General features: G+C 70.3%; 3 protein-coding genes. 2 read left to right on the top strand and 1 reads right to left on the bottom strand.

The features are described from left to right. Positions 1–216: 216 nt before the first annotated feature. Positions 217–1,356: a glutamate--cysteine ligase gene (locus ITJ69_RS16910; RefSeq protein ID WP_194673401.1), complete on the bottom strand. Its 1,140-nt coding sequence runs from the start codon at positions 1,354–1,356 to the stop codon at positions 217–219. Between the two features lie 119 nt (positions 1,357–1,475). On the opposite strand from ITJ69_RS16910, the gene aroA reads away from it, so the two are divergent. Further along, positions 1,476–4,724, top strand: coding sequence for a 3-phosphoshikimate 1-carboxyvinyltransferase (gene aroA, locus ITJ69_RS16905; RefSeq protein ID WP_194673400.1), 3,249 nt, complete (start codon positions 1,476–1,478; stop codon positions 4,722–4,724). Beyond that, positions 4,721–5,890, top strand: a complete 1,170-nt coding sequence (locus tag ITJ69_RS16900) for an acyl-CoA dehydrogenase family protein (RefSeq protein WP_228505979.1) — start codon at positions 4,721–4,723, stop codon at positions 5,888–5,890. The genes aroA and ITJ69_RS16900 overlap by 4 nt, the downstream gene beginning before the upstream one ends. The last annotated feature ends 110 nt before the right edge of the window (positions 5,891–6,000 follow it).

Below are 6,000 nucleotides of genomic sequence, written 5' to 3'. Positions count from 1 at the left end.
ATCGGGCGTACCTGGTCGAAAGAAACGACCAGGTACGCCCGGATCGACCAGGTGTGCCCGGAGCGACCAGGTCGGTGGGCGCGGACGGGAGGCGCGGGGCGGGCTCGTGACGTTCTTTCCCAGAACGGGCGCGATGGAAAGCGGAATCGGGCGTACCTGGTCGAAAGAAACGACCAGTTACGCCCGGATCGACCAGCTACGCGGAACGGCCCGGGGTCACAGCGACTCGCGGAACTCCGTGACCAGGTGGCGGACGACCTCGCGCAGGTCACCGCCGTGCTCCTGCGCGACCCGGAGCTGCCGCTGGTACGAGGCCCCGTTCGCGATCATCGTGTCGAGGTGGTGCAACTCCTGCTGGCAGCCGAGCCGCTCGGCCACCGGGTCGAGCCGCTGCACCAGGTCGTGCACCTCGTCGGTCACGAGCCGCTCGTCGCCGGCGGCGTTCGTGATGATCTCGGCCTCCATGCCGTAGCGGGCGGCGCGCCACTTGTTCTCGCGGATGAACCACGGCTGCATCGTCGGCAGGGTCTCGCCGGCGTCGAGTCGGTCGGACATCGTGGTGACCAGGCACTGCACGAGCGCGGTGACGGCGCCGACCTCGTGCAGGGTCGAGATGCCGTCGGAGACCCGGTTCTCGAGCGTCCCCCACTTCGGTGAGGGGCGGATGTCCCAGCGCAGGTCCTTCACGCTGTCGATGACGCCGGTGTGCGTGAGGTCGCTCACCACCTCTTCGAAGTTCGCCCACGCACCGAGTGCCGGCGGCAGTCCACCGGTGGGGAGTTGCTGGAACATCAGCGCGCGGTTCGAGGCGTACCCGGTGTCGATGCCGGCCCAGAACGGGCTCGATGCGGTGAAGGCCTGCAGGTGCGGGACGTACGCGAGCATCGCGCCGAGGATCGGCAGGGCCTTGTCGCGGTCGTCGATGCCGACGTGCACGTGGACGCCCCAGATGAGCATCTGCCGGCCCCACCAGCGCGTCCGGTCGATCAGGGTCGTGTAGTGCTCGCTGTCCGGGGTGATCTCCTGCTGGTCCCAGACGGCGAACGGATGCGTGCCGGAGCACATGACCTGGGCGTCGAGCGGTTCGGCGGCGTCGATGACCTCGCCGATGATGCCGGACAGCTCGCTCGTGGCGTCGCGGACCCGTGAGTGCACGCTGGAGACGACCTCGACGGTGTTGGTCAGGAGTTCCTCGGTCACCCGCTCGCGATCGCCGAGTCGTTCGTGCACGGCCGCGATGACGGCAGGGGCACGGGGCGCGAGGTCGCCGGTCGACAGATCGACCAGCGGGAGCTCCCACTCGACGCCGATGGTCGACGGAGGGGACTCGGTGAAGCGGATGTCCATGCTGTACATCCTGCCCGGAAGGTTGTCGGACACGCACAACGACGGCGGCTTCTGGTCGTGCGGATCCGATTCACAGTAGTTCCACACCGGGCGTACCGTTGATATGTACAGAGCAGGAAGAGGTACGCATGCAGTTGGTCGTGCGCGGCACGTCCGCACCCCTCGTCGGGGAACTCGACGTCCCCGTCTCGAAGTACCACGCGCACCGCGCGCTGGTGCTCGCGTCGCTGGCGAAGGGGACGAGCATCGTCTCCGGCATCAGCGCCACCCGCCAGGTCGAGTGGACCGTCGGCACGCTCCGCGCCCTCGGCGTCGACGTGAAGCGTCGCGGGGACGAGTACCACGTCACCGGGCTCGGCGGCCGGTACGAGGCCACCGACGTCGTCGACCACGGGTCCCGTGGCGCCGACGGCATCCTGAACATGGGGTCCTCCGGAACCACGCTCTACTTCATGACGGGTCTGGCGTCGCTCGCCGACAAGCCGATGACGCTCGTGGGCATGAAGTACTTCCAGCGCCGGCCCATCAAGGCACTGCTGACCTCGCTGACCCAGATGGGCATCGAGCTCGAGGCGACGAACGACTGCCCGCCCGTCACCGTCCAGCCGAAGCGCCCCCGCGGCGGCGACGTCACGATCGCCGGCACCCTGTCGCAGTGGGTCTCCGGCCTGCTCCTCGTGGCCCCGTTCGCCGAGCAGGAGACCCGGATCCACATCACCGGCGACCGGCTCAACGAGCAGCCCTACGTCGAGCTGACCGTCCGGATGATGCGAGAGTTCGGCCTGACGGTCGAGGTCTCCGACGACTGGCTCGAGTACCGGATCCAGGCGAACCAGCAGGCCACCCCGCACGACTACGTCATCCCGCCGGACATCGGGTCCGCCGCGTTCGGCATCGCCGCGGCCGGCATCCGCGAGTCGAACCTGCTCCTGCGCGGCATGACGGCCTTCACCACCGCCGAGACCGACCACCCGGAGAGCGAGTTCCTCGACCTCGCGACGGCGATGGGCGTCCCGATGCGGATCGACGAGGAGACCGGGTTCGTGCGCATCGAGCACGACGGTTCCCCGCTGCGACCGCTCGACATCGACTGCCAGCCGATCCCCGACCTGCTGCCGGTCCTGTCGACCATGGCCACCTTCGCCGAGGGCACCACCCGGCTGTGGAACGTCGCCCACATCCGGTTGAAGGAGTCCGACCGCGTCGCGGCGATGCTGCAGCTCAACCGCATGGGTGGTCGGGCCGAGCAGGGCGCGGACGAACTCCGCGTCACCGGTGTCGGGGCCGAGGGACTCCACGGCGCGCAGATGTCGTCGTTCAACGACCACCGGGTCCTGATGTCACTCGCCGTCGCCGCCTCGAAGGCGCGCGGCACCTCGGGGCTGACCTACCCGCGGGCCTACCGGATCTCGTACCCGACGTTCCTCGAGGCGATGAACTCCGTCGGCCTCGACATGGAGGTCGGCGACGCCCTCGCCGCGCAGATCGCCCGCGACGACCGGGCCGACGCGGCCGAGGCCGCCGCGATCGCCGACGAGCGCACCGACCTCGGCGAGCGCACCGATGGCGAGCGCGCCGATGGTGAGCGCGCCGGCGGCGAGCGCGCCGACCTCGGCGAACAGCACCCGGCCGAGCCCACGACCCCGGAGCCGCTCGCGCTCGCCGGTGTCGACGCCGACCCCCTCGTGCTGAGCGAGAAGGTCCGCGCGCTCGCGACCACCGATCCCGACGGCCTCGCGGTCATCGAGGTCGGCGGCGCAGCACCCGTGAACACCACGTGGCGGGAACTGCAGGACGAGGCCGACAAGGTCTCCGCGCTCCTGCTCGAGCTCGGGGTCCGCACGGGCGAGTCGGTCGCCATGCAGCTTCCGAACTGGCGCGAGTTCGTCTCCATCACCCTCGGCGCGATCCAGATCGGGGCGGTCGCGACGCCGATCATGCCGGTGTTCGGTCCGCGCGAGACGACGATGACGCTCGCCCGGTCCCGCGCCCGTGTGGTGTTCCTGCCGAACGTCTTCCGCAAGCGCCGGCCCGCGCTCGAGCTCCTCGACGTGATCGACGAGGCGAAGGCGCAGCAGCGCCGGCTGTCGGTCGAGCACGTGATCGTGCTCCGGTCCGAGGCGCGCGGCCAGGTCGACGCACCGACGAACCAGCCGCCGCTGCCGGCCGACGCCCTGGACCGGGTGGCCACGAGCGACTGGCACTGGCGATACTTCGACAACGCCCTCGACGCCGTGCACGTGGACGTCGACGAGATCACCTCGCGTGCGCCGGCCCCCGACGACGTCTGCCAGCTGCTGTTCACGAGCGGCACGACGGGGGAGCCGAAGGGCGTGCAGCACCCGCACCGCACCCTCGGGCTGGCCACGGCCATGCACGTCGCGCAGTCGGGCTTGACGAGCGCGGACCGGATCTACATCCCGTCGCCGCTCGCGCACCAGACCGGGTTCCTGTACGGCATGCTGCTGGCGTTCCGGCTCGGTGCGCCGCAGGTCATCCAGCCGGTGTGGGACGGCACCGTCGCGCTCGAGCAGGCGTTCGGCGTCGCGAAGGCGTCGTTCGTGCAGTGTGCGACCCCGTTCCTGACCGACCTCGTCGACCTGGTCGAAGCCGGTGCCGCCCAGCCCGAGTCGCTGCGGATCTTCGTGCCGACCGGTGCCGCGGTGCCCCGGGCCCTCGCCCAGCGGGCCGCGACGGTGCTCGGCACGGCCATCCTCGGCGCGTTCGGTACGAGCGAGACCTGCCTCGGCGCCCTGTCCAGCCCGATCGACGACCCGGCGGCAGCGTACGGGCACGACGGTCGTGCGTTGCCGGGCATCCGGATCCGGATCGTCGACGACGAGGGCCACGAGCTCCCCGCCGACACCGAGGGCAACTTCGAGCTGCACTCGCCGACGATGTTCGACGGGTACCTCGACCGCCAGGACCTGACCGACGACGTCTTCACCGAGGACGGCTGGTACAAGACCGGCGACCTGGCGAAGGTCGACGCGAACGGCTTCCTGTCGATCACCGGCCGGATCAAGGACGTCATCAACCGCGGGGGCGAGAAGATCCCGGTCGTCGAGATCGAGAACCTGCTCTACCAGCACCCCCTGGTCACCGACGTGGCGATCGTCGCGATGCCGGACCCCCGACTCGGTGAGCGTGCGTGCGCGTTCGTCGTGCCGGCCGCCGGCTTGGAGCGGCTCGACTTCGCGGCGATGCAGCAGGCGCTCGACAAGGCGGGCGTGAGCAAGTACTACTGGCCAGAGCGGCTCGAGTCCATCGACGAACTGCCGCGCAACGCCGTCGGCAAGGTCCAGAAGAACGTCCTGCGTGAGCAGGCAGCCGCGCTCGTCGCCGCGAGCACCACGAAGGAGAACGAGACACGATGACGCTGGTCATGGAAACCGCCACCGAATCCGCCTTCCAGCAGCTCAAGGCCGAGGTCACCGAGTGGGTCCGCGGCCGCGGTGAGGAGTGGGCGGACGAGATCGAGCGCACCGGCCGGGTCGCCCCGGAGCTGTTCCAGGAGCTCAAGGACAAGGGGTGGCTCAGCCTCGCCGCCCCGACCGAGCTCGGCGGACGGGCCATCCCGTTCTCGCGCTACCTCGAGATCATGGAGATCGTCTCGCGCTCGCACGCGTCGATCCGGATGCTCGTGCACGTCATCAACGGCACCTGGCGCGCGATGGCCCCCTACGCGACGCCGGAGCAGATCGAGCAGGTCGTCAAGCCGAGCGTCGCGGGTGACAAGCTCGTCGCGTTCACCCTGACCGAGGCCACGGCCGGCACCGGCGCGGACATCCGCACCACCGTCCGCCGCGAGGGCGACACCTACGTCATGAACGGTGAGAAGCACCTCATCACGTTCGGCGTGCAGGCCGACTACTGGCTCATCGCCGCCCGCCTCGAGGGCACCAGCGGCCAGGACGGCACGGTCGCGTTCCTCATGCCGAACAGCGGGCTGCCGGGTGCCGAGGTGATCGACGACTCCGACACCATGGGCATCCGGGGCACCGACCACGCGATCCTGCGCTTCACCGACGTGCCCGTGCCGGCCAGTGCGCTGCTCGGCGCCGAGGGGCAGGGGCTCGAGGTCGCGCTCGGCGGCTTCCTGCTGCCGAGTCGCGTGTCCGTCGCGATGAGCGCCGTCGGCCTGGCCGAGCGTGCGAACGAGCTCGCCGTCGAGTACGCGAACAAGCGCGAGACGTTCGGCAAGCAGCTGTCCAGCCGCCAGGCGATCCAGTTCTACCTGGCCGAGAACTACGCCGACATCGCCGCCGCCCGCGCCCTGGTGCTCGAGGCGGCCCGCGCCTACGAGGAGGACCGCCCCGACGCCGGCACGCTGTCCAGCGCCTCGAAGATGGTCGCGGTCGACATGCTCGCCCGCGTCACCGACAAGGCCCTGCAGGTGCACGGCGGCCAGGGCTACTGGAAGCGCAACGCGATCGAGCGCGTCTACCGCGACGCGCGCGCGCAGCGCTTCGAAGAGGGCACCAACGAGATCCAGAAGCTGGTCGTCGGCCGCGCCGTCGTCACCGGCAAGGCCGGGTTCTAGACCACAACCACCCACCGGACGGGAGGCCCGTGGCGGGCCTTCCCCGGGCCTCTCCCCATCGACACGGCCCGGACGCCGCTGGCGCGTCGCCCGGGAACCGGCGATGTGGG

Source organism: Curtobacterium sp. VKM Ac-2887 (genome assembly GCF_015350935.1).
GTDB lineage: Bacteria > Actinomycetota > Actinomycetes > Actinomycetales > Microbacteriaceae > Curtobacterium.
This window is presented reverse-complemented; position numbering and strand designations above follow the sequence as displayed.